This window comes from Janthinobacterium sp. JC611, assembly GCF_018682595.1.
Lineage (GTDB): Bacteria > Pseudomonadota > Gammaproteobacteria > Burkholderiales > Burkholderiaceae_D > Janthinobacterium.
Window position 1 is genome coordinate 648,152 of the sequence record NZ_JAFLJN010000021.1, and the last position, 26,818, is coordinate 674,969.

General features: G+C 64.3%; 27 protein-coding genes and 2 pseudogenes. 12 read left to right on the forward strand and 17 right to left on the reverse strand.

All coding sequences use genetic code 11. From position 1 onward, the window contains the following. The first annotated feature begins 2 nt into the window (after positions 1-2). On the forward strand, positions 3-2,333 hold the full coding sequence (locus tag J0O65_RS17345) for a PAS domain S-box protein (RefSeq protein ID WP_215408500.1): 2,331 nt from the start codon (positions 3-5) through the stop codon (positions 2,331-2,333). On the opposite strand, the pseudogene ligD reads toward J0O65_RS17345, so the two are convergent. Together ligD and J0O65_RS28370 are read right to left on the reverse strand one after the other, a co-directional pair. Further along, positions 2,317-3,634, reverse strand: a pseudogene (gene ligD, locus J0O65_RS17350) (non-homologous end-joining DNA ligase); the annotation flags it as partial. The gene J0O65_RS17345 and the pseudogene ligD sit on opposite strands and share 17 nt — an antisense overlap. Before the next feature lie 50 nt (positions 3,635-3,684). Beyond that, positions 3,685-3,939 (reverse strand): annotated as a pseudogene (locus J0O65_RS28370) (DNA polymerase ligase N-terminal domain-containing protein); the annotation flags it as partial. A gap of 212 nt (positions 3,940-4,151) precedes the next feature. Between J0O65_RS28370 and J0O65_RS17355 the strand changes: the two are divergent. The 4 genes from J0O65_RS17355 (at position 4,152) to J0O65_RS17370 (ending at position 5,757) form a co-directional block, all read left to right on the forward strand. After that, a complete protein-coding gene (locus J0O65_RS17355) occupies positions 4,152-4,463 on the forward strand; it encodes a hypothetical protein (protein ID WP_152251001.1) in 312 nt (103 codons plus the stop codon). Between the two features lie 222 nt (positions 4,464-4,685). Further along, entirely contained in the window at positions 4,686-5,051 is a 366-nt protein-coding gene (locus J0O65_RS17360; protein WP_215408501.1) for a hypothetical protein, read from the forward strand. 39 nt (positions 5,052-5,090) lie between these two features. Next, positions 5,091-5,429: a hypothetical protein gene (locus J0O65_RS17365; RefSeq protein ID WP_215408502.1), complete on the forward strand. Its 339-nt coding sequence runs from the start codon at positions 5,091-5,093 to the stop codon at positions 5,427-5,429. Positions 5,430-5,484: 55 nt separating this feature from the next. Then, the gene (locus tag J0O65_RS17370) at positions 5,485-5,757 is read left to right on the forward strand and encodes a hypothetical protein (RefSeq protein ID WP_215408503.1); all 273 of its coding nucleotides are present in this window, start codon (positions 5,485-5,487) and stop codon (positions 5,755-5,757) included. Between the two features lie 64 nt (positions 5,758-5,821). Here the strand turns inward: J0O65_RS17370 and J0O65_RS17375 are convergent, their stop codons facing one another. The 6 genes from J0O65_RS17375 to J0O65_RS17400 form a co-directional block, all read right to left on the reverse strand. Continuing rightward, the gene (locus J0O65_RS17375; protein WP_502793573.1) at positions 5,822-6,388 is read right to left on the reverse strand and encodes a fasciclin domain-containing protein; all 567 of its coding nucleotides are present in this window, start codon (positions 6,386-6,388) and stop codon (positions 5,822-5,824) included. Positions 6,389-6,564: 176 nt separating this feature from the next. Further along, the gene (locus tag J0O65_RS17380) at positions 6,565-8,016 is read right to left on the reverse strand and encodes an efflux transporter outer membrane subunit (protein ID WP_215408583.1); all 1,452 of its coding nucleotides are present in this window, start codon (positions 8,014-8,016) and stop codon (positions 6,565-6,567) included. A gap of 50 nt (positions 8,017-8,066) precedes the next feature. Next, on the reverse strand, positions 8,067-11,264 hold the full coding sequence (locus J0O65_RS17385) for an efflux RND transporter permease subunit (RefSeq protein WP_215408504.1): 3,198 nt from the start codon (positions 11,262-11,264) through the stop codon (positions 8,067-8,069). Between the two features lie 2 nt (positions 11,265-11,266). Beyond that, on the reverse strand, positions 11,267-12,511 hold the full coding sequence (locus J0O65_RS17390; protein ID WP_215408505.1) for an efflux RND transporter periplasmic adaptor subunit: 1,245 nt from the start codon (positions 12,509-12,511) through the stop codon (positions 11,267-11,269). A gap of 270 nt (positions 12,512-12,781) precedes the next feature. After that, on the reverse strand, positions 12,782-13,642 hold the full coding sequence (locus J0O65_RS17395) for an alpha/beta hydrolase (protein ID WP_215408506.1): 861 nt from the start codon (positions 13,640-13,642) through the stop codon (positions 12,782-12,784). Continuing rightward, positions 13,639-13,809: a hypothetical protein gene (locus J0O65_RS17400; protein WP_215408507.1), complete on the reverse strand. Its 171-nt coding sequence runs from the start codon at positions 13,807-13,809 to the stop codon at positions 13,639-13,641. The genes J0O65_RS17395 and J0O65_RS17400 overlap by 4 nt, the downstream gene beginning before the upstream one ends. A 190-nt stretch (positions 13,810-13,999) precedes the next feature. Here J0O65_RS17400 and J0O65_RS17405 point away from each other — a divergent pair, with 190 nt between their 5' ends. The 3 genes from J0O65_RS17405 to J0O65_RS17415 are packed head-to-tail and all read left to right on the forward strand — an operon-like array spanning position 14,000 to position 16,385. After that, positions 14,000-14,962, forward strand: coding sequence for a LysR family transcriptional regulator (locus J0O65_RS17405; RefSeq protein ID WP_215408508.1), 963 nt, complete (start codon positions 14,000-14,002; stop codon positions 14,960-14,962). After that, positions 14,959-15,936 carry a D-2-hydroxyacid dehydrogenase gene (locus J0O65_RS17410; RefSeq protein ID WP_215408509.1) on the forward strand — a complete coding sequence of 326 codons (978 nt, stop codon included), beginning with the start codon at positions 14,959-14,961 and terminating at the stop codon, positions 15,934-15,936. The genes J0O65_RS17405 and J0O65_RS17410 overlap by 4 nt, the downstream gene beginning before the upstream one ends. After that, positions 15,933-16,385, forward strand: coding sequence for a hypothetical protein (locus tag J0O65_RS17415; RefSeq protein ID WP_215408510.1), 453 nt, complete (start codon positions 15,933-15,935; stop codon positions 16,383-16,385). The genes J0O65_RS17410 and J0O65_RS17415 overlap by 4 nt, the downstream gene beginning before the upstream one ends. A gap of 3 nt (positions 16,386-16,388) precedes the next feature. Here J0O65_RS17415 and J0O65_RS17420 read toward each other — a convergent pair whose 3' ends face one another. From J0O65_RS17420 to J0O65_RS17450, 7 genes are all read right to left on the reverse strand, one after another. Continuing rightward, complete coding sequence (locus J0O65_RS17420) at positions 16,389-16,901, reverse strand: DUF1993 family protein (RefSeq protein ID WP_251373796.1); 513 nt, start codon at positions 16,899-16,901, stop codon at positions 16,389-16,391. After that, positions 16,898-17,395 (reverse strand): hypothetical protein, encoded by a 498-nt coding sequence (locus J0O65_RS17425; protein WP_215408511.1) that lies wholly within the window; start codon positions 17,393-17,395, stop codon positions 16,898-16,900. Before J0O65_RS17425 ends, J0O65_RS17420 begins: the two co-directional genes overlap by 4 nt. Positions 17,396-17,452: 57 nt before the next feature. After that, complete coding sequence (locus J0O65_RS17430; RefSeq protein ID WP_215408512.1) at positions 17,453-18,328, reverse strand: extracellular catalytic domain type 1 short-chain-length polyhydroxyalkanoate depolymerase; 876 nt, start codon at positions 18,326-18,328, stop codon at positions 17,453-17,455. A 73-nt stretch (positions 18,329-18,401) separates the two neighbouring features. Next, the gene (locus J0O65_RS17435) at positions 18,402-19,625 is read right to left on the reverse strand and encodes a sensor histidine kinase (RefSeq protein ID WP_215408513.1); all 1,224 of its coding nucleotides are present in this window, start codon (positions 19,623-19,625) and stop codon (positions 18,402-18,404) included. Then, on the reverse strand, positions 19,622-20,323 hold the full coding sequence (locus J0O65_RS17440; RefSeq protein WP_215408514.1) for a response regulator transcription factor: 702 nt from the start codon (positions 20,321-20,323) through the stop codon (positions 19,622-19,624). Before J0O65_RS17440 ends, J0O65_RS17435 begins: the two co-directional genes overlap by 4 nt. Beyond that, complete coding sequence (locus J0O65_RS17445) at positions 20,320-20,868, reverse strand: GNAT family N-acetyltransferase (RefSeq protein ID WP_215408515.1); 549 nt, start codon at positions 20,866-20,868, stop codon at positions 20,320-20,322. The genes J0O65_RS17440 and J0O65_RS17445 overlap by 4 nt, the downstream gene beginning before the upstream one ends. Further along, positions 20,865-21,428, reverse strand: a complete 564-nt coding sequence (locus tag J0O65_RS17450) for a GNAT family N-acetyltransferase (protein WP_215408516.1) — start codon at positions 21,426-21,428, stop codon at positions 20,865-20,867. The genes J0O65_RS17445 and J0O65_RS17450 overlap by 4 nt, the downstream gene beginning before the upstream one ends. 178 nt (positions 21,429-21,606) lie before the next feature. Between J0O65_RS17450 and J0O65_RS17455 the strand changes: the two genes are divergently transcribed. The 4 genes from J0O65_RS17455 to J0O65_RS17470 all read left to right on the forward strand — a co-directional run bounded on the left by J0O65_RS17455 (position 21,607) and on the right by J0O65_RS17470 (position 24,570). Next, entirely contained in the window at positions 21,607-22,374 is a 768-nt protein-coding gene (locus tag J0O65_RS17455; RefSeq protein ID WP_215408517.1) for a CPBP family intramembrane glutamic endopeptidase, read from the forward strand. Positions 22,375-22,382: 8 nt separating this feature from the next. Beyond that, positions 22,383-23,048, forward strand: a complete 666-nt coding sequence (locus J0O65_RS17460; RefSeq protein ID WP_215408518.1) for a hypothetical protein — start codon at positions 22,383-22,385, stop codon at positions 23,046-23,048. Between the two features lie 10 nt (positions 23,049-23,058). Next, positions 23,059-23,856, forward strand: coding sequence for a DUF6624 domain-containing protein (locus J0O65_RS17465; protein ID WP_215408519.1), 798 nt, complete (start codon positions 23,059-23,061; stop codon positions 23,854-23,856). A gap of 207 nt (positions 23,857-24,063) precedes the next feature. Beyond that, complete coding sequence (locus J0O65_RS17470; protein WP_215408520.1) at positions 24,064-24,570, forward strand: P-loop nucleotide/nucleoside kinase family protein; 507 nt, start codon at positions 24,064-24,066, stop codon at positions 24,568-24,570. Here the strand turns inward: J0O65_RS17470 and J0O65_RS17475 are convergent. Beyond that, complete coding sequence (locus tag J0O65_RS17475) at positions 24,567-25,712, reverse strand: alpha-hydroxy acid oxidase (RefSeq protein ID WP_215408521.1); 1,146 nt, start codon at positions 25,710-25,712, stop codon at positions 24,567-24,569. The genes J0O65_RS17470 and J0O65_RS17475 overlap by 4 nt on opposite strands. Positions 25,713-25,820: 108 nt before the next feature. Further along, on the reverse strand, positions 25,821-26,777 hold the full coding sequence (locus J0O65_RS17480; RefSeq protein ID WP_215408522.1) for a phytanoyl-CoA dioxygenase family protein: 957 nt from the start codon (positions 26,775-26,777) through the stop codon (positions 25,821-25,823). Positions 26,778-26,818 lie beyond the last annotated feature (41 nt).

Sequence of the window (26,818 nt, forward strand, 5' to 3'; positions counted from 1 at the left end):
TCATGCGTGCGAAAAAAATGGATGCCGAGTTAGATCAGCTTATCCTCAGCGGTGCCCCTGGCGGCGTGGTCATCACGAACGAAGACCATGCCGTCGTGCGCTGGACGGCCGGGGCGCAGCGCATTTTCGGCTATGCCGGCGAGGAAGCGCTGGGCCGCACGCTGTGGGAACTGATCTCGCTGCCGGGACAGGCCGAGGCGGCCCAGCTGATCGACGAGCAGCTGGCCCTGCAAGGCAGCTATGACCGCGAATCGCTGCGGCGGCGCAAGGATGGTGAACTCATCTACGTCGACGTAGTGTGCCAGGCCGCACACGCGGCGCCGGACGGCCCCCGCTACCTGATTTCCACCATGAAGGACACGACCTTGCTGAAGGCGGCGCGCGACGCCCAGTTCGTCGACGTGCGCTACCGCGTGTTGTTCGAATCGACGCCGGACAGCGTCATCATGGTCAATGCCACGGGCGCCATCGTGCTGGCCAACCAGCAGGCGCAGCGCCTGTTCGGCTACGCGGAAGGCGAATTGAGCGGCAGGAAAATCGATAGCCTGCTGCCGCAACGCCTGCGCCATGTGCACGTGGCCCACCGCGCGCGCTATTTCGACCAGCCGCGCACGCGCACCATGGGCGCCGACCTGGAATTGCTGGGTTTGCGCAAGGACGACGTCGAGTTCCCCGTCGAAATCAGCCTCTCGCCGATCCAGACGGAGATCGGCACCTTCGTCATCAGCGCCATCCGCGACGTCAGCGACCGCCGCCGTGCCGAACAGAAGTTCCGCGGCCTGCTCGAATCGGCGCCGGACGCCATCGTCATCGTCAACGGCGATGGCGAGATCGTGCTCGTCAATTCGCAGACGGAACGCCTGTTCGGCTATGCGCGCGCGGAGTTGCTGGGACGCAACGTGGAAGTGCTGATCCCGGCCCGCTATGCGATTGACCATCCGCGCCACCGGCAAGCCTTTTCCGCGGCGCCGCGCGCCCGCTCCATGGGCGCGGGACTGGAACTGTACGGCTTGCGCCGCGATGGCACCGAATTTCCCGTCGAAATCAGCCTGTCGCCGCTGGAAACGGACGAAGGCGTGCTGGTGTCGTCGGCCATCCGCGACATCACCGAGCGCAAGCGCATCGAACGCACGCTCAACGAACAGAAAATCGAACTCGAGCGGGCCAGCCAGGCGAAAGACCGTTTTCTTACCAGCATGTCGCACGAACTGCGCACGCCGCTCAACGCCATCCTCGGTTTTGCCCAGCTGCTGGCCAACGAAGCCCTGCCCGCGACCGTGCTGCAAAAGCGCACCTTCGTGCAAAACATCGTCACCTCGGGCCGCCATCTGCTGACCTTGATCAATGAAATCCTCGACCTGGCGAAGATCGAATCAGGCAGCCTGAGCCTGTCGATCGAGCCGGTGGCGCTGCCCGCGCTGCTCGACGACGTGCGCGTGATGGTGGAGGAACAGGCGCAGCAGCGCCAGATCGAGATGATCTTTTCGGCCTGCGAGCCGCTGACGGTCAGGGCCGACCATACGCGCCTCAAGCAGGTGCTGCTGAACCTGCTATCGAACGCCATCAAGTACAACCGTCCCGCCGGCAAGGTGGCGCTGGAAGTTTCTCAGCCCGCGGCGCAGCGCGTGCGCATCGCCATTCGCGACACGGGCAAGGGGCTGGACGAGGCGCAGCTGGCGGAATTGTTCCAGCCGTTTAACCGCCTGGGACAGGAGGCGGGCAGCGAGGAAGGCACGGGCATCGGCCTGGTCGTCACCAAGCGCCTGGTCGAGCTGATGGGGGGCGGCATGGGCGTGCACAGCTGCGTCGGCGTGGGCAGCGTGTTCTGGATCGAACTCGACACCATGGCCGCGCCGCCCGCAAGGATGCCGCTGGAGATGGATGCGTTGCCCGAGCCTGCCGGCGACGCCGGGAGCGATGCCGCCGGCGGCCAGGCGCTGCTGTTGTACGTGGAAGACAATCCGGCCAGCCTGCGGCTGGTGGAAGACATCGTCAGCTTCCTGCCGCATCTGCGCATGATCTCGGCCACCGACGCGCGCCAGGGTATCGCGCTGGCGCTGGAACGCCACCCCGATGTCATCCTGATGGATATCAACCTGCCCGGCATGAATGGCAACCAGGCGCAACGCATCCTGCGCAACGATACGCGCACGGCGCACATCCCCGTCATCGCCTTGACGGCCAATGCCATGAAGGGCGACATCCGGCACGGCCTGGCGGCGGGCTTTTTCCGCTACCTGACGAAACCCGTCGAGATTGCCCAGCTCAACGCGGCCATCGACGAAGCGCTGCAACTGGCGCGCGCCACCCAGCCGCTCAAGCCGCAGGAGTAAAGGCCAGCTTTTTCATCGCCGCATCGAGGCCCTTCGCGCTGCGCGCATAAGCGGCCCACGGCGCGTTGCCCACGTCGAGGCGGCGGTGGACATTGCCCACGTTCCATTGGTCGCCCGCCTTCAGCTCGTCGAGCTCTTCCCAGGCCAGCGGCACGGAAATGCCCAGCCCCGAACGCGTGCGGGCCGACCACGCGCATACGGTGGTGGCGCCCCGGCCATTGCGCAAATAATCGATGAAGATCTTGCCGACCCGGTTGCCTGGCCCGCTTTTCAAGACGAAGCGCTGCGGAATGAACTGGGCCATGTGCGCCACGATGGCTTGCGAAAACGCCTTCACCGTGTCCCAGTCGTGTTGCGGGCGGATCGGCACGACCACGTGCAAGCCCCTGCCGCCGCTGGTTTTCAGCCAGGCGGGCAAGCCCAGCTCCGTCAGGAAGGCGCGCAGCAGCAAGGCCGCTTCGCGGATGGCGGGCCAGGCCACGCCCTTGCCCGGGTCCAGGTCGAACACCAGGCGGTTCGGCGTGTCGTAGGCGCTGGCCAGCGCGTTCTGCGTGTGAAATTCCACCACATTCCACTGCGCCGCCGACAACAGCCCCTGGACGCTGGCCACTGCCAGCATCGGCGGGTGTTCCGGGTCCAGCCGTGCATCGAGCTGTTTGACGCCGGGCATGGTCGACGTATCGGCATGCTTCTGGAAAAACAGCTCGCCGCCCACGCCGGCCGGCGCGCGCACCAGCGACACGGGGCGCCCGCGCAAATGCACGAGCATCAGCTTGCCCACCAGCGCGTAATAGCGCACCAGGTCGATCTTCGTGGCGCCGCTCTCCTGGTCGATCACCCTGTCCGCATGGCTGACCTTGAAACTGGCCGGCAAGACGCTGTCGGGCATGGATGTGCTTGGCATCGGTTTCTCCCTGTCGATTCGCTGTGGCCGCTCGCGCACGATGGCGGCCGGCTGTTTATCTAAAACTGACCTCTGCCACCAGCCACGGCTTCACCCAGACGGGCTGGCGTCGCTGGCCAGCGCATCGAGGCGGCGGCCCGCATTTGAGCTTGATCCAGTCGCCGGAGCGGCGCGTGACGTAGGGCGAGCCACGCCGCTTACCAATCACCCCTTCCAGCCCCAGGCGGCAGGCGTGGGCCAGCAGTTGCCGCGGCGCGGCATTGAGCGCTGCGCTGAAGCGCACCAGCGGCGATGCGGGCAATTGTTCCAGCAGCCCCTGCAGCAGTGCCCTGCGCGCCTCGACGCTATGGGTCCGCAGATCGTGGCCATCGAAATACGCCACGTCGAACAGGTAATGATGACCTTGCCCGCGCCATACTGTTTTTCGGGGATCGCGCCTTCAAAACCGGCGTAGGCCAGGAGATGGTCTTCCACCTGCACGGCCATGCGCTTGTCGCGCGGATCGTAGCTGGGCCCTTTCGGCACGGCCCAGCTTTTCAGCGTGCCGTCCAGTTCCAGGCGAAAATCATAGTGCAAGCGGCTGGCCCAGTGCTTCTGGATGACGAAGGCGAGCCCGTCGCTCTCGTCCTCGTCGCCACCTGCAGGCTCGGGCGTGACGGCGAAATTGCGCTTGGCTTGATAGGTTTTCAAGGCGGCTTTCATGGCGGCCCATGTGGTGACGATGGTATCGAGTCTAGGCCGCCGCAGGCTTGGGCGCGGTACGCCAGCTAACAGAGCACCGGACCCGCCAAATGTAAGTGTTTGTAATTAGCCCGAATCGCTGTCAACGGCATTGCCGCACGGCGCGTTTTTGGCTCAGTGACAGGGGAAATGCATCTCCTGAACTACAAACCCACTTCTTGAGGAACTGCACCATGAAAAAAGTAATCGCTACTCTGATCGCCGGCTTGTTCGCTACCGCAGCCTTTGCTCAAACGCCAGCCGCTCCTGCCAAGGCCGAAGCCAAGCACACCAAGGAAGTGGCAAAAGCAGAAGCCAAGGAAACCAAGGCGGTAGTCAAAGCCGATGCCAAGGAAGCCGCTGTCGCCGCCGATGCGAAAGCCGATGTCGCCAGCGCCAAGGCCGACGCCAAAGCCACCAAGGCCAAAGCCCATCACAAAGCGAAAAAAGCCAAAGCCAAGGCTGACGAAGCCAAAACTGAAGCGACTGCGGCAGCAGCCAAGTAATTCCCTCCGCGCATTTTCCGCGCCACACAAAAAGACAGCTTCGGCTGTCTTTTTGCATTTTCACGCCGCATCTTGACATCAACGTCGCTTAAATCACCTGATTGTAAGAAAGTGTAAACAAGGTCAACCGTCACCTTCCGGGCCGCGTTTTCTGCTCAGTGACACGGGAATCATCCCGACACCAACAGACATACCAGACAAACCACCACCGAGGACTGCACCATGAAAAAAGCAATTGTTACCCTGATCGCCGGCCTGTTCGCTACCGCAGCCTTCGCCCAAACCCCGGCAGCACCTGCGGCCGCTCCGGCGGCTTCGGTACCGGCGAAAGTGGAAGCGGCCCACACCAAGGCCGTCGTGAAAGCGGATGCCAAGGAAGCGCAAGCCGTCGTCAAGGCCGATGCGAAAGAAGCGAAAGCCGTGGTCGCCGCGAAAACGGATGTCGCCAGCGCCAAAGCGGAAGCGACCACCACGAAAGCCAAGGCACACCACAAGGCAAAAAAAACCAAGGCCAAGGCTGACGCAAAAATGGCATCGGCCACCGCTGCAGCACCTACACCTGCTCCAGCACCAGCCGCAGCCAAGTAATCCCCCATACCATCACTTACCACTCGCCAGGAAAATAAAATGAAAAAAATGATCGCCACCCTCGTCGCCGGCCTGTTCGCTACCGCAGCCTTCGCCCAAACCCCAGCCGCTCCGGCAGCATCCGTTCCCGCCAAGGCGGAAGCGGCCCACACGAAAGCCGTGGTCAAGGCTGACGCCAAGGAAGCGCAAGCCGTCGTGAAAGCCGATGCCAAGGAAGCGAAAGCAGTGGTCGCCGCCAAAACGGACGTCGCCAGCGCAAAAACGGAAGCTGCCACCACCAAGGCCAAGGCGCATCACACTGCGAAAAAAACCAAGGCCAAGGCAGATGCCAAACTGGCGTCGGCCACCGCTGAAGCGGCACCTGCCGCAAGCAAGTAATCCAGTCCATCCGCACCCGATTTTTATTCGCACCATTACCTTATAGGATTTCATCATGAAAAAAGTTATCGCCACCCTGATCGCCAGCCTGTTCGCCACCGCCGCTTTCGCCCAGACGCCAGCCGCTCCTGCCGCACCGGCCGCTCCTGCAGCTTCCGCCGCCGTTGCGCCGGCAGCCAAGGCTGAAGCGCCAGCCGCCGTCAAACCGGCTGCGCACAAGAAAGCCAAGCATCACAAGGCGAAGAAAGCCGCACCGGCAACGCCTGCGACGCCTGCAACTCCGGCCGCAGCGGCAGCTTCCGCACCGGCAGCTGCGCCAGCCAAGTAATCGCGGCGGCAAGCAAAAAGACAGGGTTTTCCCTGTCTTTTTTTTCGTCCGCTTTTTCGTGCATTTATTTCGGCGTCAAGACCGTGTCGATCACATTGATCACGCCATTCGACTGGTACACGTCATAGGTGCTGATGTTGGCGCTGTTGCCGCCCTCATCCATCACGACGATGTTGTGCATGCCGTTCATGGCGAACATCAGCTTGCCGCCACTGGCCGTCGGCAAGGTGGCTTTGCCGTCGTGCATCTTGATTTCCCTGGCCAGCGCCTTGAAGTCGTATTTGCCGGGCAGCACGTGGTAAGTGAGGATTTTCGTCAGGGTGGCCTTGTTTTCCGGCTTGACCAGGGTCTCGACGGTGCCGGCCGGCAGCTTGCCGAAGGCCGCATTCGTCGGCGCGAACACGGTAAAGGGTCCCTTGCCTTTCAGGGTGTCGACCAGGCCGGCCGCCTTGACGGCGGCGACCAGGGTCGTGTGGTCGGCCGAATTGACGGCGTTGTCGACGATGTCCTTGGACGGATACATGCTCTGGCCACCCACCATGGTCGTCATGTCGGCGGCAAAGGGGGCGCTGGCGGCCAGCATGGAAGTGAGGGAGGTAACAAACAGTGCTGCGGGAATAAAGGTGCGCATGGTGATCTCTCCTGGATGACTGCGTTTGCGTGATTGCAGGAGTATTTACGCGGCATTTCCGCAAACGGATTCAACTGACCAAAACAAAAAAACGGCGCCGTGCAAGCGCACGACGCCGTTTTGACGATGTTTTCCTGGCCGCGGGCCGGAATACTCCAGCCCGCGGTGCCGGGAAACTAGTTGGCCGCCACTTGCGGCTCCGTTTCGCCCCAGCCGCCGCCCAGGGCGCGGATCAGCGCCACGGTGGTGACGGCGCGGTTGCCGCGCAATTGCACGGCGTTGCGCTCGATGGCCGCCAGGTTGCGCTGCGCGTCGAGCAAGTCCAGGTAGCTGGAACGGCCCGCATCGTACAGCTTTTGCGCCAGGTCGGCCGAGCGGCGCGCCGAGACGACGGCTTCGTCGATCTGCTGCGTCTGGCCCGACAGGATGCGCAGGCCGGCCAGGTTGTCTTCCACCTCGGCGAAGGCCACCAGCACGCTCTGGCGATACGTCGCCACCGACTCTTCCAGCTGCGCTTCGCTGCGGCTCACGGCCGCCTTGTTGCGACCACCGTCGATGATCGGCATCGACATCAGGGCGCCCAGCAGCCAGGAGCGGCTGCTCCACTTGAAGATATCCGAGAAGGTGTCGGACGCGCCACCGCCGGAGGCGTTCAGGCTCAAGGCCGGGAACATGGCCGATTTGGCCACGCCGATGCGCGCATTCGACGCTTCCATGGTGCGCTGCGCCGACGCGATGTCCGGGCGGCGCTCCAGCAGCGACGACGGCATGCCGGCCGGGATCACGGGCAGGAAGCCGCTGTCCTGCAGCGGATTGACGCTCGCCGTGAAGCTGGCGGCAGGTTTGCCCAGCAACACAGCCAGCGCATGCTCGCTGGTGGCGCGCTGGCGCTGCAGGCCGATGGCTTCGGCGCGCGCGGTCGACAGCTCCGTGCGGGCACGCGACAAATCGAATTCGCCGATGTCGCCCAGGTCATAGCGGCGCTGGTTCACATGCACGCTTTCCTCGCGCAGGCGCACCGTCTGCTCCAGGGTCGCCAGCTCGGCGTCCGTGGCGCGCAGCTGGAAGTAGGTCTGCGCCACGTCGGCCTGCAAGGACAGCAGCACCGAGCGATAGGTCGCCTCCACGGCCAGCGCGTCGCTGCGCGAGGCGCTGACGTTAGCCGCCACCCTGCCGAACAGGTCGACTTCGTAGCTGGCCGTCAGGTTGGCCTGGTAGACGTTGGTGGCCGCCACCGGCGCGCCGTTCGGCAAGCCGAGCGACACGGCGGAAGCGCGGTTGCGCTGGCCGCCCACGTTCACGCCCACTTGCGGGATGCGGTCCGCTTCGGCGATGCCGGCGATCGCCCTCGCCTGCTTGACGCGGGCGGCGGCCACCGCCAGGTTGGCATTGGCCTGCGTGGCTTCGCCGATCAGGCTTGTGAGAGCCGGATCATTGAAGGCCAGCCACCATTCGCCGCGCGCCTGGCGCTCGGCCATGCCCGTCTGGCCCTGCTTCCAGCGCGTGCCGTCGGCCGCCGTCTGCACGGCCGGCAAGGTTTGCGCTTCCTTGAACGCGGTGGGCGTGTCGATCTGCGGCTGCTTGAACTCGGGCGCCGCGCAGGCGGCCAGCAGCACGGCAGCTGCCATGGCCGTCAAGGCCGTGCGCAGGACGGTTACCCGCGTAGTTGCGTTGGTTTTCAATATATATCTCCTTCCAGGTCCAGCGCTGGCGCGACAGGCTTGGCGGCAGCGGCGGCTGGTTTTTTCTCAAAACGCTGCGCCAGGGTGCGCAGCAGTACGTAGAACACGGGCGTCAGGAACAGGCCGAAGAAGGTCACGCCCAGCATGCCGGCGAAGACCGCCACGCCCATCGCATGGCGCATTTCCGAACCGGCGCCGTGCGAGAACACCAGGGGCACCACGCCCATGATGAAGGCGATCGACGTCATCAGGATCGGACGCAAACGCAGACGGCACGCTTCCAGCGCCGCCTGCACGACGGTGCGGCCATGCTCTTCCAGCTCGCGGGCAAATTCCACGATCAGGATCGCGTTCTTCGACGCCAGTCCCACCAGCACGAACAGCGCGATCTGGGTAAACACGTTGTTGTCGCCGCCGGTCAGTTTCACGCCCAGCAAGGCGCAGAGGATGGACATCGGCACGATCAGGATCACGGCCAGCGGCAGGGTCCAGCTTTCGTACTGGGCGGCCAGCACCAGGAACACCAGCAGCACGCACAGCGGGAAGACATAGATCATCGTATTGCCGGACAAAATGTCCTGGTAGGTCAGCTCCGTCCATTCATACGAAATCCCCTGCGGCAGCACTTCCTTGGCGATGCGTTCCAGCGCGGCTTGCGCCTGGCCGCTCGATACGCCAGGCGCGGCGCCGCCATTGAAGTCGGCTGCGGCATAGGCGTTGTAGCGCTGCACGCGGTCCGGACCATAGCTGTCCTTGACGCGCATCAGCGACGACAGCGGGATCATCTCGCCCTTGTCGTTGCGTACCTTCAGCTGCGCGATATCCTGCGCATGCGAACGGAAGGCGGCATCGGCCTGCACGCGCACCTGGTAGGTGCGGCCAAACTGGTTGAAGTCGTTCACGTACAGCGAACCGAGGTTGATCTGCAAGGTCTGGTAAATGGTTTGCAGCTGCACCCCCATCTGCTTGGCTTTCACGCGGTCGACGTCGGCGAACAGCTGCGGCACGTTGATCTGGTAACCCGAGAACACGCCCGCCAGTTCCGGCGTCTGGTACGCTTTCGCGGCCAATGCCTGGGTGGCGTTGTACAGCGCGTCGTAACCGAGGTTGCCACGGTCTTCGATCATCATCTTGAAGCCGCCGATGGTGCCCAGGCCGTTGACGGGCGGTGGCGGGAAGACCATGATGAAGGCGTCCTGGATGCCGCCCAGGCGCTTGTTGATCTCGGCCGCGATAGCGCCGCCCGACAATTCCTTGGTGCCGCGCTCGTCGAATGGCTTCAGGGTGGCGAACACGATGCCGGCATTCGGTGCATTGGTGAAGTCGTTGATCGACAGGCCCGGAAAGGCGATGGTCGATTCGACGCCAGGCACCGACTTGATGACGTCGGACATGCGGCGCACGACATCTTCCGTGCGGTCCAGCGAGGCGGCGTCGGGCAATTGCGCAAAGCCCACCAGGTATTGCTTGTCCTGCGCCGGCACGAAGCCGGCCGGCACGGACTTGAAGGTGAAGATGGCGGCGACGACCAGCAGCGCATACACGCCCAGGGAAGCGCTCTTGCGGCCCAACACGCCTTTCACGCCCGCTTCGTAGCGGTGCGAGGCACGGCCGAAGAAGCGGTTGAACCAGGCGAAGAAGCGGCCGAAGACCATGTCCATGCCGCGCGTCAGCGCGTCTTTCGGCGCATCGTGCGGTTTCAGCAGCGCGGCCGACAGGGCCGGCGCCAGGGTCAGCGAGCTGAAAGCGGAGATCACGGTCGAAATGGCGATGGTCAGCGCGAACTGGCGATAGAACTCGCCGGACAAACCTGGCACGAAGGCGATCGGCACGAACACGGCGCACAGCACCAGGGCGATGGCGACGATGGGACCGCTCACCTCTTTCATGGCCTGGATGGTGGCGTCGCGCGGCGACAAGCCTTCCTCGATATTGCGCTCGACGTTTTCCACCACCACGATGGCGTCATCGACGACGATACCGATGGCCAGCACGAGACCGAACAGCGACAGCGTGTTGATCGAGAAGCCAAAGCCCAGCATCACGGCAAAGGTACCGACGATCGACACGGGAACGGCCAAGAGCGGAATGATCGAGGCGCGCCAGGTTTGCAGGAAGATGATCACCACCAGCACCACCAGGGCAATGGCTTCGAGCAGGGTATGGATCACGGCTTCGATGGACGAGCGCACGAACTGCGTGGGGTCGTACTCGATGCGGTATTCCACGCCTTGCGGGAAGTCTTTTTTCAGTTCGTCCATCTTGGCGCGCACGTCGGACGACAGTTGCAGCGCGTTGGCGTTGGGCGCCTCGAAAATACCCATGCCGACGGCCGGATTATTGTTCAGCAGCGAACGCAGCGAATAGCTGTTGGCGCCCATTTCCACGCGCGCCACGTCCTTCAGGTGCGTGACGGCGCCGTCGGCATTCGTGCGCACGATGATGGCGCCGAATTCCTCCGGCGTCTGCAGACGGCCCTGGGTATTGACGGTCAGCTGGAAGTCCGAGTTTTTCGCCGGCGAAGCGCCGATGACACCTGCAGCCACCTGCACGTTCTGCTCGCGAATGGCGTCGACGACGTCGTTCGCCGTCATGCCGCGCGCCGCCACCTTTTGCGGGTCGAGCCAGATGCGCATGGCGTAGTCGCCGGCGCCGAAGATCTGGATGTCGCCCATGCCGGGCAAGCGTGCCAGTTGATCCTTGACGTTCAGCACCGCGTAGTTACGCAAGTACATGTCGTCATAGCGCTTGTTCGGCGACACCAGGTGCACCACCATGGTCAGGTTGGGCGACGATTTCACCGTCGTCACGCCGATCTGGCGCACTTCCTCGGGCAGACGCGGCAAGGCGCGCTGCACGCGGTTCTGCACCTGCGTCTCGGCCTGCTCGACGTTGGTGCCGATCTTGAAGGTCACGGTCAGCATCATCGCGCCGTCGGACGTGTTTTGCGAGGACATGTAGAGCATGTTCTCGACGCCGTTGATCTGCTCTTCAAGCGGCGCGGCCACGGTTTCGGCGATCACTTTCGGGTTGGCGCCCGGGTATTGCGCGCGCACCACCACGGATGGCGGCACGACGTCCGGATATTCGGAGATGGGCAGGCCGAATATCGACAGCAGCCCGGCCACGAATATGACGATCGACAGCACCGCCGCGAAAATCGGCTTGTCGATGAAAAAGCGGGAAAAATTCATGTTTATTCCTTGGAAGTCGATGCTGCTTTCGCGGCGATCTTGGCGTCTTTTGCTTCAGGTTTTGCGGGAGCGACCGGCGCGGTCGGGTCGAAATCCATGGCCACCATCTGCGGCGTCACGGGCGCGCCGGGGCGCACGCGCTGCAAGCCGTTGACGACGATCTTTTCGCCCGCCTTCAAGCCTTCGCGCACCACGCGCAAGCCGTCCGAATTCGGGCCCAGCTTGACGGCGCGGTATTCGGCCTTGTTGTCGGCACCCACCACGTAGACGTATTTGCGGCTTTGATCCGTGCCGACGGCGCGGTCGGAGATCAACAGCGCCGTGCTTTGCGCCTGCGGGCCATTGCCGCCGTCGAGCAAGATGCGCGCGAACAGGCCGGGCACCAGCTGGCGCTCCGTGTTGGCGAAGGTGGCGCGCATGCGCACGCTGCCGGTGGCCGGGTCGAGCTGGTTGTCGACGAATTCCAGCTTGCCTTCGTGCGGGAAGCCCGTTTCATTGGCCAGGCCCACCTTGACGGTGACGGGCGTGCCCTTTTGCGCCGTGCCGGCCACGCGCAGATAGGTATCTTCATCGCCGTCGAAGCTGGCGTAGATGCGGTCCGTCGACACCACGGAAGTGAGGATGGCGGAAGCGTCGATCAGGTTGCCGACGGTGATTTCCGCCTTGCTGACGCGGCCGCTGATCGGCGCCTGCACCTGCGTGTAGGACAGGTTCAGCCTGGCCGCTTCATACGCGGCTTGCGCCGAGCGGGCGTTGGCGTCCAGCTCTTTCAGGCCCGAGGCCTTTTCATCGAATTCGCGCTGGGCGATGGCTTTTTCAGCCAGCAGCTTTTCAGCGCGCGACAGTTCCAGCTTGGCCAGTTCCGCCTTGGCGCGGGCCGAGGCGGCCGTGCCTTCGGCGCGCGACACTTCGGCCTGGAATGGGCGCGGATCGATGACGAACAGCACGTCGCCTTTTTTGACTTCGCTGCCCGGCTTGAAGTTGACGGCCGTGATGAAGCCGCCGACGCGCGAACGGATTTCCACGCGCTCGATCGCTTCCAGGCGACCCGAAAATTCCTGCGTTTCCGTGATCTGTTTTTCCACCACGGCCGCGGCCGAGATGGGCGGGCCGCCGGCGGCGGGCGCGTCGGGCACCTTGCTGTTGGCCGAATCGCAGCCGGCCAGGCTCACGGCCACCAGCCCTGCCAGCGCGAGCGAGGCAGCCAGGGGCTTCAGCAGAGTGGAAAATTGTTGAACGTTTTTCATTTTATTTCCCTGTTTTATGAAAATTTCTAATGGTATGGGCGGCAGGAAGCAACCCAACTGAAAAAGTGAAAGGTGGTGCCATGGCGCCCGACGGCGCTCGATCAAAGGTAAACAGGCCGCCAGCTGCTTGAAAGCGGACGGGGACGACGAAGCTGGCTGTGCGAACGCACAACGCAGGCAAGATGGGAACTACACTGCGTAGTGTAGCAACCGAAACTCAAAAAGTAAACTGATTAGTGTAAGTTTTTTATGGTGCCGCGAACGGCGGCGTCATGACTCGGGCTCCTGCCCCAGTCCGGCGACGAAACTGCTAATTTCGCTCAATACCTGCACCTTGCAGGCACACTCATTGCGTGCGGTCGCGTCTTGCAGCGGCGCGGCGGCCATGCGCCGCACGGTGGTCTTGATGCCGCAGGCGATCAGCTTGCTGCCGTATTGTTCAGCCTCGTCGCGCAATGGGTCGTCTTCGCTGGACAGGATCAAGGCTGGCGGCAGGTTCTTCAAACGGCTCGACTGCAATGGCGACGCATACGGATGGGTACGGTCAGCGGCATTCGGCAGGTAGCCACGGTAGGCGGCGGCGCATTGATCGGCCACTTCCGCCAGGTCCGGACAGGTCGGCAAGTGGCGCATCGAACACGTCGACAGGCCGGGGTCGAGCATGGGCATGATCAGCACCTGGCCCGCGAGCGGCGGTCCGCCCCGGTCGCGCGACATCATGGCGCATACGGCGGCCAGGTTGGCGCCCGCTTCGATGCCCGACACCACCATCTGCTTGCCGCTCCAGCCCAGCTTGGACTTGTTCTTTTTTGCCCACAGCAGCACGGCATGCGCGTCTTCCACGGCGGCGGGGAATGGGCGCACCTTCGCCAAGGTGTAGTTCGAGGCCAGCACCACGTGGTCGGGGTTGCTCAGCACGAGGCAGCGCAGGAAGTCGTCAGCGTCGTCGAGGTCGCCGTCGACGAAGCCGCCGCCATGGAAGAAGACGATCAGGCTGGGCTGTTTGGCGCCCGGCACGCCGGCCGTGTAGACGCGCGCGGCCAGCGCATCCTGCGCGCCCTGCACTTCAATGTCGCGTATCTTCAGGGCCTGGCCAGGCGCCAGCTCGACGGCCGTGTCGGCAACGCTCATTGCGCCACCACCGGCTGCACCGCGGCATCGAGTGCCGTGTCGTTCAGGCACAACAGCACGCCGCCGCCGACTTCATGGGTCAGGGCGCTATACCCGCTCGCTTCGCTTTGCGCCGCCATCGAGTATGCATCCGTCGAAACCATCGCGGCCAGAGCGAGCGAGCTCATAGCGAGAGCGAGCACTGCAAAGATTCCATTCCGATGACCCATGATTTTTCTCCTGTTGTACTTCCTGCGGCATCACATTTATGCTGCAGTACAACAACTATAGACTTGATCTACAATCTGATAAAGAGTGCAATGACGAATTGATTGTTCAGGATTCTGAATAATCGAGCGTAACATGATAGGAAATCAAGTGAACAAGCTGCAAGCCATGGAAGTGTTCATCCAAGTCGTCGATGCGGGCGGCTTTACGCGCGCGGCGGAAAACATGCAGTTGCCAAAAGCCACCGTGTCGACCCTGATCCAGTCGCTGGAAGCGAGCCTGTCGGTCAAGTTGCTCAACCGCACCACGCGCCACGTCAGCATCACCGCCGACGGCGCCGCGTACTACGAGCGCTGCGTGCGCATCCTGTCCGACGTGCGCGAGGCCGAGGAATCGCTGTCGCGCACGCGCTTGAGCCCCAGCGGACGGTTGCGCGTGGATGCGCCCACGGCGCTGGCCAGCGAACTGCTCATCCCCGCCCTGCCCGACTTTTTCGCCCGCTACCCGGACATCTCGCTGGAATTGGGCTGCAGCGACCGCCCCGTCGACCTGATCGAGGAAGGCGTCGATTGCGCCGTGCGCGGCGGAGAATTGGGCGACCTGAACCTGATCGCGCGCCGGGTCGGCGTATTGCATTTCATCACCTGCGCCGCGCCCGGCTACCTGGCCCGGTACGGCACGCCGCTGCACCCGAACGACCTGGCGCAGCACCGCGGCGTGAATTTTTTCTCCGCCAAGACCGGTAAAACCTTTGAGTGGGATTTCACGCGCGCCGGCGAACGCATCCAGATGTCCATGCCCAGCCATATCGCCCTGAACGACTCGAACGCCTACGCCGCCGCCGGCCTGGCGGGCCTGGGCATCGTGCAAATGACGCATTTCATGCTTGCGCCGCTGATGGAACAGGGCAAAATGGTGGAATTGCTCGATGAATGGGAATCCGACCCACTGCCCATCCACGTGATCTATCCGCCCAACCGCCATTTGTCCGCCAAGGTGCGCGTGTTCGTCGAATGGGTCGCCGACATGTTTACCAACCACCCGGCCACGCAGCTGAAGGGCAAGAGCAGCCTGCCCAGCGCGCGCGCCAACCTGACCGAGGCCCAGCCATGACCGCAGCAAGCACATCGCCGCACCCGCACCGCATCGTCTTTCTCGACCGCGACAGCCTGATCGCCAGCGTGCGCCGGCCCGCCTTCGCGCACAGCTGGGAAGAATTTCCATACACCAAGGGCAGCGAACAGACGCTGGCTCGCCTGCAAGGCGCCACGATCGCCATCACGAACAAGGTGCCGCTGCGCGCGGCCGAGCTGGCGCAACTGCCCGCGCTCCGGATGATCGCCGTGGCCGCCACCGGCACGGATATCCTCGACCTGCCCGCCTGCCGCGAGCGGGGCATCGTCGTGGCGAATATCCGCGACTATGCGCGCGCCACCGTGCCCGAGCACACCGTGGCCCTGATGCTGGCCCTGCGCCGCCAGCTGGTCGCCTATCGCGCCGACGTGGAAGCGGGCCTGTGGCAGGCGTCCGGCCGCTTCTGCCTGTTCGGCCACCCGATCCGCGACCTGGCCGGCAGCCGCCTGGGTTTGCTCGGCTATGGCGCGCTGGGCAAGGCCGTGGCGCAGCTGGGCCGCGCTTTCGGCATGCAAGTCATCGTGCACAACCGTTCGCCCATCGAGGACGAGGGGGTCACGCCAGTGGGCTTCGACGAATTGCTGGCCAGTTCCGACGTGCTGAGCCTGCACCTGCCCCTGACGGACAAGACGCGCAACATCATCGGAGCGAAGGAACTGGCGCGCATGCAGCCGACCTCGCTACTGATCAACACGGCGCGAGGCGGTCTGGTCGACGAGGCGGCGCTGGCCGACGCCTTGACCCGTGGCGTGATTGCCGGCGCCGGTTTCGACGTGCTCTCCAAGGAGCCGCCCCTGCCCGACAACCCGCTGTTGAACTTACGCCTGCCCAACTTCATCCTCACGCCGCACACGGCCTGGGCCAGCGGCGAGGCCATGCAAAAGCTGGCCGACATCCTGATCGGCAACGTGGAAGCGTTCGAACGCGGTGCGCCGACGAACGTGGTGGCATGAACCTCTTGCAGGAACTCAATGAACTGCTGCGTGAGGGCGACGACTACGACCGCCTCGACCTGTTTCTCGAAGCGGACGAGCTGATCGGGCAGCTGCGAATGGCCGACGTGCCCGCGCTGCTGGCCCTGTGGCAAACGCGCCCGCCATCCTGGCAGCAGCGTTTCACGCAAGCAAGCAGCAACATCGACGGCGCCGTGCTGCGCGCCCTGCTGGCCGGCTTGCTGCAAATCAGGGAGACACCGTACGGCGTGCTTGAACTGATGAGCCGCCTGCCGCCCGTCGCCGACGCCTCACCGCTCAGCGACGCCCTGCTCGCCTACGCCGAGCAAGCCTGGCATGCGGACCCGGCGCGGCAGCGGCAAATCCAGATCAGCTGCTGGAGCTGCGGGCTGTCGGGCCGGCTGTTGAAACGGCTTGGTTTGTCCTCATGGAAAGAAGCGGGCTTGTAGGAACTACGGCGCGGCCGGGCGCTCAAAGCTGAATCCCGGCGCATACGCATGATAGCCATCGAAATCGCCCTTGCCGATGGCCGCGCCGGCGCTACGGGCGATCGCATACGCCATGCTGAAGTGAAAATAGAAATTCGGCAGAATATACAAATTCAGATATTTGTCGGCCGGCAGCGCGATGTCGGCGAAGCCGGCGCGGTCGCGGCAGATGCGGCCTGGCGGCCCGTCGAAGCGCTCGCCGGGGATGGCCTGGAGGTAGCGCATGGTCTGCGCGATCTGCTCCTGCAGGCTGGCGGCGCCGCTGAAATCGGCCACGGCCAGCCCCGCCAGCGGGCAACAGCCGCGCAGCGAAAAGCTCACGGCCGCGCGCACTTGCTGGGCGAACGGCAGCATGTCCGGGTGCAGGCGCGCCGCCAGCAGCTGCGGCGCGGTTCCCGTTTTGTCGAGCATGGCGGCAAGTTGCGCCAGCGAACGGCAAAAGATCGCGGCGGGGTGGATCGGCATCGCGTCCGTCATGACAAGCCCTTCTGGGCGGCGACCTTCTTCAGCACGCGGATCAGCCGGCGTTCATGGCGGCCCACCGCATCCCAGTCCCACGCATCGACCGGGCCGAATGCTGGGTAATGGCACTGCCATTTTTCCGCGCGCTTCTGCGAATTGGCGCCCACGTGCGACGCCAGGCCCTTGCCGCTGGACAGACGCAGATACACGCGGATGACGCCCCAGCCTTCGCACACATGGCGATACGTGCGGCCACCGCACTGGGCCGGGTCCAGCGCGATACGGCGCGGGGCAAAGTGCCCGCCCATGTCCGGGTAATGCACGGCCAGGAGCACCACGCTGGCGCCTTCGGCCTCCAGCCTGGCCGCATACGCGCACAGCTCGGCCGCCGAGTGAAAATGCAGCGTGTCCTGTTCCACCTCCGAATACGCCTGCGCCACGGCCGCGCCGGGCCTGGCGAAGATTGCCTCGGCCATGGCCGCGATACCTGCTTCCGACATTGCCACCATGCTCCTCCTCAAGTTGCCGCATAGCACTGCAGCGATGGCCGCCATCCTAGCATGGCGTCAGCGCCGATGGCGGCTGAAAAAGTCCCAGATGACCTCATTCGCCTCGATGGCGCGCGTGGTCTGGCCGATGGGCAGGCCAATATTAAAAGCGTCGGCGCCGGGCCACGTGTGGCCGCCTTCCTTGACGGTCAGCAAGGCCACGCTGTACGCGCCGTCACCCTGCTCCAGATGAATCACCTGCGTGGCGTCGCCAGCGGGGCCGGATATCTGGCGCGGCTGCGGCGTGGCGCCTTCGATGCCGTTGTGCCTGCGCCAGTAATCGAACGTGTCTTGCGCCGACAGATAGCTGGCGGCCTTGCCCTCGAACAGCACCACCTTGTCGGCCGTGCCCTGTATCAGCAGCATGCCGACCTTATCCGTCTTCCGGTGATGCTGCCGCACCGGTTCCGGCATGGGCGCGCCCACCGAGGCGACGGCGGCGAACTGTTGCGGCAGCTCGGCCGCCAGGCGCAGGGCGAAGAAGCCGCCGCGCGACAGGCCCGTCGCATACACGCGCTGCTCATCGATGCGGTAATCCTGCTTGAGTTTACTCAACATGGCTTGCGTAAAACCGACATCGTCCGTGCCCGCCAGGTAATCCATGCCGAAACCCACGTTCCAATCCTGCTTGATGCCTTGCGGATACACAACGATGAACTGGTGCCGCTCGGCCGTCTTGTTCATCTGCGTGTACAGCATCTGTTCCGCCATGCTCATGCCGCCGCCATGGAAATTGAAGACGACGGGAAAGGCTCGCCGCGGCTGGCTTTGATAGGCAGCCGGCGTATAGACGATGTAGCGGCGCTTGTCGTCCTTGTGGACAATGCTGCTCACTTGCGCCAGCGCGGGGATGCTGGTGCAGGCCAGCACCAGCAGGCTGATCAGAAATTTCATGCGGTTTCCTCCGTTAATCAAGAACTTGCAGCTTACGCAGGCGCCGGTGAAATCGCGGTGAAATCCGGTGACTTTATGGCGCCTGGGACGCATGGATGACGACACGGTACTGTGTCGCACCGGGGTGGAAAACAATGTCCCATTGCATGGCTTGTGCCAGGCGCAGCAGCAGGTTCTGGCCGTGCGCGAAGCCCTGGACGCGTCGCGGCTGCCCCACCGGCACGGTATTGTCGATGCTCAGGCAACCTTGAGCGAACGCAATGCTGATGCGGCAATCGGGACCGCCATGGAACAACGCATTCGCCAGGCAATTATTGATAAGCAACATCGTCAGCTGCCCATTGCCCAGCACCTCGAGCCGCTCGGGCAAGTCCAGGGTCAGCAGGCTGGCATCCCAGCGGTATTCGTCGAGCAGGCGCAGCAGGCATTGCTCGATGCAGCCGCGCAACTCCACCACGTCGCCAGGCAGCTGCTCGGCCCGCGCCAGCGCGAACAGCACGTCGAGGGTGGCGCGCATCTCGTGCGTCGATTGCCGCAGCTGCGCCTGCTCTTGCCCGCCCAGCGCTTGCGCATAGTCCAGCGCCAGGGTGTTGTGCATCAAGGTCAGCGGCGTGCGCAATTCGTGGCTGACGTCGCGGGCGAAGGCCTGTTCGCGCTGCAACACTGCCTGCAATTCGGCGAAGGTGGTTTCCAGGCGACGCGCCAGGAAACCGATCTCGTCGGGACGATCGCGCCCGCTGAAATGGACGGCGCCGCCGGGCGCCAGAAGATGCGCTTCCCGGGCCAGCCTCTGCAAGGGCAGCACGAGGCGCCGCGCCAGCCAGTACGCCAGCAGCAAGGCCAGGGCGATCAACGCCAGCGCCACGCCAGCCACGACACCGCCCACTTCCCGCGCCAGGCGCGACACGACCAGCACGGGCGCCACGTCGGCCAGCAGATAGCTGCGCCGCGGCTGGCCAGCGGCGACGAGGTCCAGCGCCAGCACGTGATAATGCTGGCCCGTCGCGGTAAACACTTCCCCGCGCGGGGCCGACGGCGGCACTTGCGCACGCACCGCTTGAGGCAAGTCAAGGTAGCCGCCATAAACCGTGATGAGGTCGCTGCCGGAAGGCGTAAGCTTGCCGTGCTGCTGCCAGCGCATGCTGACGGCCGCCGCTTCGCGTTCGAGCAGGCGCTGCACCAGCATGTCTTCCGTCACGTAGGCGATCACCAGCGCCAGGCCCGTGTAGCACAGGCACAGCAGGATGGTGAAGCCGGCCAGGGCGGCGAACAGCTGGCGGCGGATCGACCTGCTCATGGCGGCGCCGCCGCGTCGACAGCAAGGCGATAGCCCAGCTGCGGTATGGTCACCAGCATGCCCGCCGCGCCAACCAGCTCCAGTTGCTTGCGCAGCGCGTAGATGTGCGATTTGAGGGCGTCGCTGTCGGGCGGCTGGCTGCCCCACAAGGCTTGCAGCAAGGCCGAGCGCGAGACGGCGTGCGGATGTTCGCGGCACAGCAGCAGCAATATCTTGAATCCCGTCTGCGTTAATGGCAGCGGTGCGTCGCCATACAGCACGCACCCTGCGCGCGTCTGCAAGGTGAACGGTCCCACGCGCATTTCCTGGTGCACGTGCAGCTGCTGCCGGCGCGCCAGCGCTTCGCAGCGCAAGGCCACCTCGCGCAAGTCGAAGGGCTTGGTCAAATAATCATCGGCGCCATCGCGAAAGCCGCGCGCCTTGTCTTCATACGCGTCGCGCGCCGTCAGCATCAGAATCGGCACATTGCTGGGCGCGGCCGCCTTGATGGCGCGGCACACTTGCAAGCCATCCATGTCGGGCAAGTTCAGGTCCAGCAGCACCACGTCATAGCGATTGCGCGTGGCCAATTGCACGGCCAGCGCGCCCGTGCCCGCATGGTCCGTCAGCCAGCGCAAGCCGTCGAGGAAGTCGAGCACCTGGCGCGCGATGGCCAGGTGGTCTTCCACCAGCAAGATGCTCAACGGTGGCTTGCTCATCGCGCGGCGGCAATGCGTGCGTATAGCCAGAAATTGCCGGATCTTCCACGAATTTGCCGGTAGCAGCGCAGATAGCCTTCACGCTCGAAAGCGCAGCGTTCGAGCACGCGGATCGAACGTTCATTGCTCTCCAACACAGTCGCCTGGATGCGCAGGAAACCGAGGCGCTGGAAGCCCCAATCCACGACGGCGTTCACGACGGACGTCGCCACGCCCTGCCCCCATACGGCGGGCGCCAGGTCGTAGGCGATTTCCGCCGTGCGATGTTGCGGGGAAATGGCATTGAAGCCGATCGTACCCGCCAGCTGGCCGCCGTCGCGCAGCACCACGGCCAGGCGGATCGACGACGCAGGCCCGGCCGATGCATAGTCATCGAAATTGGCCTGCAAGTCGTCGGCGCTGCGCAAGGCCCAGCTCGTGTGCTCGACGACGGCGGGGTCGGCCAGGTAGGCATACCAGGCGGGCGCGTCGCTACGTTCCAGCTGGCGCAAGGTCACCAGCGGGTGACCGCTGAGCGGAAGGGGCGACTTCCCGCTGTGGCTCACACGGCGCCCTTGCGCCGCGCCTCCCACTCGCGGCGCAGCAAACCGTACAGGGCCGAGTCGCTGACGTGGCCGCCGACGATCCAGCGCTCGGGCAGAAAACCTTCCTTGTTGAAACCCTGGCGTTCCAGGGCGCTGGCCGAACCGGCGTTGAGCGGGTCGATATCGGCTTCCAGGCGGTTCAGGTCGCGCTCGACAAACGCGAATTCCAGCAGCGCCGACAGCGCTTCGTGCATATAACCGTTGCCCCAGTACGGACGGCCCAGCGCGTAGCCGATCTCGGCGCGGCGGTTCTGGCGATGCTCGGAAAACAGGCTGCAGCTGCCCAGGTATTCGCCCGTCGCCTTCAGCTCGACGGCGAAGCGGAAAAATTCCTCTTTCTCGAAAGCGGCGCTGTCCTCGGCAATCTGGCGCGCGGCGCGGCTGACATCGGTCCACGGTGGTTCGCTGAAATAGCGCATCACTTCGGGGTCGGCATGCATGGCGAATTGCGCCGCCTCATCCGAAGGGTGCGGCTTGCGCAGGATCAATCGTTCAGTGGTGATGGTCTTGCTGTAGCTCATGGCACTCCAGTCTGGCGGCAAACGGATGAATGCTTATTATTCCATGCAACTATAACGATGTGGCAATTTTGTGACGGTGCTTTAATGTACTATGGCAATATTTCCACCATATCATTGATGCAACTTCATGATCCGCTTATGTACGCAGTAGCCGACGCAGCCAACACCGAAGCCAACCATGTCCATTCCTAAAATCCACCTCACCATGCCGCTCGCCGTCGGCGCGCTGGCCGTCTGGCTGGGCCTGAGCCTGGGCGGCCGCTGGCTGGAAGCGGCCGGCTACGCCTTGCCCGGCGCCGCCGTCACCGGCCGTATCGGCCTGTCGTGGGCGCTGGCCGCCCTGTTCGCGCTGGCGCTGCTGCTGGCGTCCAGTCGGCCGCGCGCGGCGGGCCTGTGCGCGCCGCAGCCATGGAAAAGCACGTGGCTGGCCTGGCCGCCGCTGCTGTATGCGCTGCTGATGCTGTTGCTGGCCTGGGCCGGCGGCTGGCCGCAGCCGCGCGTGCTGCTGATCGTCGCTTGCAATGCGGCGCTGGTGGCCATCTCGGAAGAGCTGATGTTCCGCGCCATCTTGCTGCAAGGCATGCTGGACCGCTACGCCGTCTGGCCGGCCGTCCTGATGTCATCGGCGCTGTTCGGCCTGGCCCATACCGCCAACGGCCTGGCCACGGGCGACGTCAGCGGCGCCTTGTGGCAGGCGGTGGCCGCCACCCTGCAGGGCGTCGGCTATGCGGCCATCCGCCTGCGCACCCGCTCGGTCTGGCCCATGGTGCTCGTGCATGGCCTGTGGGATTACGCGCTGGTGACGGCCACCCTGCCGCACCCGGCCGACGACGGCGCATCGATCCTGCCGTACATCGCCCTGCTGGCCGTGCTGCCCTTGTGCCTGTACGGCGTCTACCTGCTGCGCCCCAGCCAGCGGACGGCCATATCTCAACTGCAACGATAGGAACAGACATGGCGTTTTTTTCACGTGATTACGAGGTATTCCTGCTGCTGGCCGCGCCCGGCGCAACGCCGCTGTGGGATGCGGCGCAATGGACGCCGTTCGCCGCCAGCCTCGACGGCCTCATGGCGCAGGCCAGCGCGCGGGGCAAGGCCGGCGTGCGCAGTCATCAATACAATCCCAAGGGCAAGCCGATTGCCTTTGGCCGCTTGGGCTGGGACGACAAATCGCACGCCAAGTGGATGCACACGGCGGCCACGACGCAAGCGCGCTTCATGAGCCTGGAAGCATGGGCGCCCACCTGGACTGCCTGCGAAAAGGACGACCAGGCGCCCGATGTGTTCCTCGCGCTGGCCAACGAATCGCTGCTGGGCCTGGCCGGCAAGCCCCTGCAGTTTGGCCAGCGCCTGGTGTGCGCCATCGCCAGGGACATAGGAGCGGACGCCGCTGCCACCTTGCAGGCGGCGCTGGCGCAACTGGCCGCGCAGCAAGACGCCGTCGTCTTCGCCCACACGCGGCGCCAGTGGGGCCGCGCCTCGCCCTACGGCGGTTTCACGGATGCCATCCAGGATATGCTGATCGGCGGGCTGTTCCGGCAAGACGACCCGCATGCGCGGCCGCTCGATGACGCCACGTTCCGCGAAAAGTGGACCTTGCTCGACCTCCCCCATTCATGAACGGACTCCCATGCCACGCCTGACCTTCGCCATCCTGCTGTGCTGCAGCGTCCATGCGGGCGCCTTCGAACTGAGCGGCACCATCCGCAGCAACTGCCCACCGCTGCCGCAAGCCATCAGCATCGTTGCCGAGCGCATGCACGGCGAGCCGCAGATACATGGCCCGGTCGAAAATGGCCGCTACCGCATTGACGTACCGGAAGGCAGCACACTGGCACTGCTCCTGCAATCGCCCGGCTGGGAAGCGGAACCCAAGCTCATCTTCAGCGCGGCCACGGCGGGCGCGCTGGACTTCCTGCTGTATCGGACGGCGGTGCCGGAACCGGCGCTGGCGCAGGAATTGCTGGCCATGGAAAAGGATGACGTGGCCGCACGCACTGCCTGGCCGACGACAGGCTCCGACATGCAGGCACGACAGCGCATGCGCGAGACGGATGCGAGAAATGAAGCGCGCTTGCGGCAAATCATCGCCAGCAAGGGCTGGCCCACGCAAACGATGGTCGGCTACAAGGCGGCGGGCAGCGCGTGGCTGATCGCCCAGCATGGATCAAGTGCCTTCCTCAAAAGCAGCCTGGCCCTGATGCGAACGGCGGCAGAGCACGGGGAAATCACGCCTTCGAAGCTGGCACTGGCGATCGACCGTGACTTGACCAATGACAAGCTGCCGCAGCTGTACGGCAGCCAATTCCAGACTGGCAGCGATGGCAAGAGCACCGCGTTTCCCATCGCAGACCCGCAGCACCTGGAGGAGCGCCGCGCCAGCATGGGCATGGAGCCCTATGCGCAGTACCAGCAATCCTTCGAGTAGGGACGCGCCGGCATTGACAAGGCCATGTCCGCATGGCATCGTTACCCCATGCAATCGCCATTTCCTCCCCTACCATCGATTATTGCCGCCATTCCGACGATGGTGGCTTAGCAGCAGTGTGATTGCCAAAGCCGCCTGAGAGGCGGCTTTGATTTGCAGCAATTGGTCAAAGCGTCTCGCAGGCTTCATCCTTTTTAGCGAGCGACCATGTCCCCTGTTTCCAGCACCAGCAATTCCCCAACCTTGCACCTCGTGTGCGGCAAGATTGCTTCGGGCAAATCCACCCTGACCGCCCGCCTTGCGGAGGCGCCAAGGACCGTGCGCATCAGCGAAGACAGCTTGCTGGCGCAGCTGTATCCGGGCCAGATCGCCAGCCTGGCCGACTACGTGGCCTGCGCGGCGCGGCTGCGCGCAGCCATCGCCCCGTTGGCCTTGCAGATGCTGCAGGCGGGCGCGTCCGTCGTACTCGATTTCCCCGCGAATACACCCGCCAGCCGCGCCTGGATGCGCGACCTGCTCCAGCAGGCGGGCGTGCCACACGTGCTGCACTACCTCGACGTGCCGGATGAGGAATGCAAGGCGCGCTTGCGCCAGCGCAATGCCAGCGGGCTGCACCCGTTTTCCACCAGCGACGCCGAGTTTGACGCCATCACGCGCCATTTCGTGCCGCCTTCAGATGCCGAAGGTTTTCGTGTCGTGCGGATTGCCGCTTAAAACGTCCCCGGCAGCAGGATTTTCTTGTCCACCTGCTGCAAGTCGCGCAAGCCGCAAAAGGCCATCGTCAAGTCGAGTTCATTGCGGATGATGTCCAGGCACTTGGTCACGCCCGGCCCGCCCATGGCGCCCAGGCCGTACAGAAACGGGCGGCCGATGTAGACGCCCTTCGCGCCCAGCGCCACGGCCTTGATCACGTCCTGGCCCGAGCGGATGCCGCCGTCCATGTGCACTTCGATCTGGCTGCCGACGGCGTCGACGATGGCCGGCAAGGCTTCGATCGACGATTGCGCACCATCGAGCTGGCGCCCGCCGTGGTTCGAGACGATCAGCGCGTCGGCGCCGCTGTCCACTGCCAGGCGCGCGTCTTCGGGGTCCATGATGCCCTTGATGATGAGTTTGCCGCCCCAGCGCTGCTTGATCCATTCCACGTCCGCCCACGACAGGCTCAGGTCGAACTGCTGCTGCGTCCAGGCCGACAGCGACGACATGTCGGAGACGGACGTGGCGTGGCCGACGATGTTGCCGAAACCGCGGCGTTTCGTGCCCAGCATGCCCGCCACCCAGCGCGGCTTGGTGGCCATGTTGAGGATGTTGGGAATGGTCAGCTTCGGCGGCGCCGACAGGCCGTTGCGCAAATCCTTGTGGCGCTGGCCCAGCACCTGCAAGTCCAGGGTCAGCACGAGAGCGCCGCATTTCGCCGCCTTGGCGCGGTCGATCAGGCGGTTGATGAATTCGCGGTCCTTCATCACGTACAGCTGGAACCAGAACGGTTTCGTCGTGTTCGCCGCCACGTCCTCGATCGAGCAGATGCTCATGGTCGACAGGGTGAACGGCACGCCGAATTTTTCAGCGGCCTGGGCCGCGAGGATTTCGCCATCCGCATGCTGCATGCCCGTCAAGCCCGTGGGCGACAGGGCCACCGGCATCGATACCGCCTGGCCGACCATGGTCGAGGCCAGGCTGCGGTTTTCCAGGTTGACGGCGACGCGCTGGCGGAACTTGATCCTGGCGAAATCGCTGTTGTTGGCGCGGTACGTCGATTCCGTCCAGGAGCCGGAATCGGCGTAGTCGTAAAACATGCGCGGCACCCGTTTCTGGGCCAGCACGCGCAAGTCTTCGATGCAGGTGATGATACTCATGCGTTTCCTCGGTCGATGGCAAGTCGGACCATGATCGTGCATTTGCCCGCAATTGTCTATCCGGCAGGCAATGCCACCGAACCCGGCGCCACACTGACCAGTCGCGCCTTACCAGTCGCGCGCGCCGAGGATTTTCTCGCCCAGTTCGCTCAACCGCGCTTGCGGATAGCGCAGCGCTTCCTTTTGCTCGGGGTCGCCGGGAAACGCATAGCCTTGCGGCGCGCTGCGTTCGCGCCAGCTTTGCACGCGCCAGTCGCGCAAGGCTTGATTGTCTTCCTGCGCTGGCGTGAAGGAAATGTATTGCGCCAGGCGCACCTGGTCCGTGGACGTGTTCGGGCGGATGCCGTGCGCCAGCAGGCTGTTAAAGATCAACAACTCTCCTTTCTTCATGGCGATGAATTCCATCGGGTACGGCACCGTCGCCAGGTCTGGCTGCCAGGGGTTGCGGTCGAGCGGCACGCTCTCGCGCCACGCCAGCAAGTTGTTGAACAGTTCCGGATAGCATTGAAAACCGCCGCTCTCGGGCGAGGTGTCGGACAGGGCCAGCACGCCCTGCACGTTGACGGGCAGCGGGTCGAGCGTGGTGTCGGCATCCCAGTGGATGAAGCCGCCAAACTTGCGCTTGCCATTGTTCGGCGTGTTCAGGTTGGCGCGGTCGATGGTCACCCACAAATCCTGACGGTCCCAGATGTCGACGAAGGCATCATACACGCGCTGGGTCTGGCGGTTATCCCACAGGGTCTGGTTGTGATACGCCTCGACCATGCCGGAACCGTTGAGTTCCTTCATTGCATGGTCGCGCAACTGATCCCGGTTCCAGGTGGCGGCATCATGCTGGTCGAGTCCCTGGAATTCCCACAGAAAATCCGTCGTGCGGCGCACCTGTTCCGGCGGCACGGCATCCTTGACGATGACGTAGCCGTAGGTTTGCCAGTGCAGGAAATCGCTGTCGGACAGCACGCGCAGCGGCAGCCGTTTCCGGATGTCGCGCAACTGGGTTTGTTCCGTGTAGGCCACGGACGGATTGCCGGGACGGTCTTCGCCGTACTGATATCGCTTGTGCATCGCTGTCTCCTGTGTTGGTGTGAGACAGATTGTGCGATGGA

What these genes read in the sequence shown, in the direction of transcription:
- J0O65_RS17345 (WP_215408500.1), top strand. Translation starts at nt 3, where the DNA reads ATGCGTGCGAAAAAAATGGATGCCGAGTTAGATCAGCTTATCCTCAGC.
- J0O65_RS17355 (WP_152251001.1), top strand. Translation starts at nt 4,152, where the DNA reads ATGAAAAAAGTAATCGCTACTCTGATCGCCGGCTTGTTCGCTACCGCA.
- J0O65_RS17360 (WP_215408501.1), top strand. Translation starts at nt 4,686, where the DNA reads ATGAAAAAAGCAATTGTTACCCTGATCGCCGGCCTGTTCGCTACCGCA.
- J0O65_RS17365 (WP_215408502.1), top strand. Translation starts at nt 5,091, where the DNA reads ATGAAAAAAATGATCGCCACCCTCGTCGCCGGCCTGTTCGCTACCGCA.
- J0O65_RS17370 (WP_215408503.1), top strand. Translation starts at nt 5,485, where the DNA reads ATGAAAAAAGTTATCGCCACCCTGATCGCCAGCCTGTTCGCCACCGCC.
- J0O65_RS17375 (WP_502793573.1), bottom strand. Translation starts at nt 6,388, where the DNA reads ATGCGCACCTTTATTCCCGCAGCACTGTTTGTTACCTCCCTCACTTCC.
- J0O65_RS17380 (WP_215408583.1), bottom strand. Translation starts at nt 8,016, where the DNA reads ATGGCAGCTGCCGTGCTGCTGGCCGCCTGCGCGGCGCCCGAGTTCAAG.
- J0O65_RS17385 (WP_215408504.1), bottom strand. Translation starts at nt 11,264, where the DNA reads ATGAATTTTTCCCGCTTTTTCATCGACAAGCCGATTTTCGCGGCGGTG.
- J0O65_RS17390 (WP_215408505.1), bottom strand. Translation starts at nt 12,511, where the DNA reads ATGAAAAACGTTCAACAATTTTCCACTCTGCTGAAGCCCCTGGCTGCC.
- J0O65_RS17395 (WP_215408506.1), bottom strand. Translation starts at nt 13,642, where the DNA reads ATGAGCGTTGCCGACACGGCCGTCGAGCTGGCGCCTGGCCAGGCCCTG.
- J0O65_RS17400 (WP_215408507.1), bottom strand. Translation starts at nt 13,809, where the DNA reads ATGAGCTCGCTCGCTCTGGCCGCGATGGTTTCGACGGATGCATACTCG.
- J0O65_RS17410 (WP_215408509.1), top strand. Translation starts at nt 14,959, where the DNA reads ATGACCGCAGCAAGCACATCGCCGCACCCGCACCGCATCGTCTTTCTC.
- J0O65_RS17415 (WP_215408510.1), top strand. Translation starts at nt 15,933, where the DNA reads ATGAACCTCTTGCAGGAACTCAATGAACTGCTGCGTGAGGGCGACGAC.
- J0O65_RS17420 (WP_251373796.1), bottom strand. Translation starts at nt 16,901, where the DNA reads ATGACGGACGCGATGCCGATCCACCCCGCCGCGATCTTTTGCCGTTCG.
- J0O65_RS17425 (WP_215408511.1), bottom strand. Translation starts at nt 17,395, where the DNA reads ATGGTGGCAATGTCGGAAGCAGGTATCGCGGCCATGGCCGAGGCAATC.
- J0O65_RS17430 (WP_215408512.1), bottom strand. Translation starts at nt 18,328, where the DNA reads ATGAAATTTCTGATCAGCCTGCTGGTGCTGGCCTGCACCAGCATCCCC.
- J0O65_RS17435 (WP_215408513.1), bottom strand. Translation starts at nt 19,625, where the DNA reads ATGAGCAGGTCGATCCGCCGCCAGCTGTTCGCCGCCCTGGCCGGCTTC.
- J0O65_RS17440 (WP_215408514.1), bottom strand. Translation starts at nt 20,323, where the DNA reads ATGAGCAAGCCACCGTTGAGCATCTTGCTGGTGGAAGACCACCTGGCC.
- J0O65_RS17450 (WP_215408516.1), bottom strand. Translation starts at nt 21,428, where the DNA reads ATGAGCTACAGCAAGACCATCACCACTGAACGATTGATCCTGCGCAAG.
- J0O65_RS17455 (WP_215408517.1), top strand. Translation starts at nt 21,607, where the DNA reads ATGTCCATTCCTAAAATCCACCTCACCATGCCGCTCGCCGTCGGCGCG.
- J0O65_RS17460 (WP_215408518.1), top strand. Translation starts at nt 22,383, where the DNA reads ATGGCGTTTTTTTCACGTGATTACGAGGTATTCCTGCTGCTGGCCGCG.
- J0O65_RS17465 (WP_215408519.1), top strand. Translation starts at nt 23,059, where the DNA reads ATGCCACGCCTGACCTTCGCCATCCTGCTGTGCTGCAGCGTCCATGCG.
- J0O65_RS17470 (WP_215408520.1), top strand. Translation starts at nt 24,064, where the DNA reads ATGTCCCCTGTTTCCAGCACCAGCAATTCCCCAACCTTGCACCTCGTG.
- J0O65_RS17475 (WP_215408521.1), bottom strand. Translation starts at nt 25,712, where the DNA reads ATGAGTATCATCACCTGCATCGAAGACTTGCGCGTGCTGGCCCAGAAA.
- J0O65_RS17480 (WP_215408522.1), bottom strand. Translation starts at nt 26,777, where the DNA reads ATGCACAAGCGATATCAGTACGGCGAAGACCGTCCCGGCAATCCGTCC.